At 70.0% G+C, this 1,866-nt stretch carries 2 protein-coding genes; both read left to right on the plus strand.

Features of this window, described 5'->3' with window-relative positions; genetic code table 11:
* Window positions 1-1,266: YaiO family outer membrane beta-barrel protein (locus EN780_RS33195; RefSeq protein WP_128276374.1), on the plus strand; the 1,266-nt coding region annotated here is incomplete at its 5' end.
* A gap of 2 nt (window positions 1,267-1,268) precedes the next feature.
* Window positions 1,269-1,866 (plus strand): HEAT repeat domain-containing protein (locus EN780_RS33200; protein ID WP_348631290.1); only part of this gene is annotated, 598 nt, incomplete at its 3' end.

The following is a 1,866-nucleotide window of genomic DNA, read 5'->3' on the forward strand; positions in this document are numbered from 1 at the left end:
GCGCCGCTGTGGCGGCCCGATCCCGTCGCCGGGCTGATGGAGCAGGGCAGGCGGCTCAAGGCCGCGGGCAAGCTGGCCGAGGCCGAGCGGGCCTATCGCCGGGCGCTAAAGCTGGCGCCGAGGAACACCGACGTCCTGGTCGCCCTTGGCCTGGTCGCTGGCGCCGGCCAGCGCTTCGACGAGGCCGGGCAGTTCTTCGACCGGGCCCTGGCGATCAAGCCCGGCTTGCTCGACGCCCGACTCGGCAAGGTCCGCCTGGCGATCTGGCAAGGCGACGTGCCGCGCGCCCGCGCGATAGTCGATGACGTGCTGGCCTCAGCGCCGGACAATGTCGAGGCGCTGAACCTCGACGCCAGGATTTCTCTTCTCGAAGCGGACTACACGCGGGCCGGGCAATCATTCGATCGCGTGCTTGCGATCGATCCGCGCAATGCGGAGGCGCTGGTGGGGATCGGCGACGTCCGCCGCGCCGAGGGCGACGACGCGGCCGCGCGGGCAGCCTACAACCAGGCGCTCGCCATCGAGCCCGGCTCCGCCGAGATCGAGCAGCGGCTGGCGGTGCCGCCGCCGCGCAAATGGCGGCTCGACATCGGCACGGAGGTCAGCGACCTCACGGGCGGCCTCGGCGACTGGACCGACAGCGCGGCCGGCCTTGCCTATCGGCTGTCGCCGGCGACGACCCTTTCAGGCCGCACGCGGGTGGCGACCCGCTACGGACACACCGACGTCCAGGTCGAGGGCCGCATCGACCAGGCATTTTCGCCCGCCTTCTCCGCCTATGCGCTGGCAGCCGCAACGCCGGATGCCGATTTCCTGGCGCGCTATTCGATCGGCGCTGGCGCGTCCTGGCAGGTCGTGGCGCCGGCGAAAGCGTTCGGACCGGTCTCGCTCAACATCGACGCCCGCTACGACGATTTCGCCAACGCCGGTGTCACCACCGTCTCGCCCTGGGTGCAGGGCTACATCCTCGACGGCCGGCTCGGGCTGTCCGCCCGCTGGGTGCATGCCGAGGACGATATCGGCACCCGCGCCGACGGCTATGTGCTGCGCGCCGACCTCGCGGTGACGCAGCGCTTCAACGTGTTCGGCGGCTACGCCGACGCGCCCGAAATCTCCGACGGCACGCTGGTGCCGACGCGCACCGTCTTTGGCGGCGTTTCCTTCGACGTCACCGATCCGCTGACGCTGCGCGCCAGCATCGCGCATGAGCAACGCCCGACATTCGACCGAACCATCGTCGGGCTCGGCCTGACCGCGCGGTTCTGACCATGTGGTACGTCTGGGACCTCTCCATCCTGCTTGGCGCACTTTCCATCGCGATCATGCTGATCCTGATCCTGCGCCGGGTGCTGCAGGAGCGCCGCGGCACGGCCAACGCCGATCAGCGGCGCCAGCTTCTGACGGCGCTGATCGCCTTCACCGAAAACCGCGACCGCGAGGCCCTGAAGGCGGCCATCCTCGCGGTGCCGGCCGGGGTGGCGATCAATGCCGGCTTCGAATTCCTGTCGCTGCTGCGCGGCGCGGAGCACGACGACGTCCTTGCCGCCTTCAAGGAATGCGGCATGCCGGCCCGTGTCGGCAGGCAGCTTGAACGAGGCAACGTCGCCGAACGCATCCACGCCGCCGAGATGCTCGCGGCGCTGGATTCGGAGGATGCGTCGGCACGCCTGCTTTCGGCGCTGGCCGAGGACCGCTCGCGCGAAGTCAGGATCGCCGCGGCCATCGCGCTCAGCGATCTCGGCAGCCTGCCGCTGCTCGACTTCGTACTGGACAATATCGGCGTGGCGGGGCAGCGCTCGCGGCGCGTCATCGAGCTGTTCAGGCGCTTTCCGCGGACGCGCTTCAACGAGCTTGCGGTGCATGCAT

The sequence above is a fragment of the Mesorhizobium sp. M4B.F.Ca.ET.089.01.1.1 genome (genome assembly GCF_004022605.1).
Classification (GTDB): domain Bacteria; phylum Pseudomonadota; class Alphaproteobacteria; order Rhizobiales; family Rhizobiaceae; genus Mesorhizobium; species Mesorhizobium abyssinicae.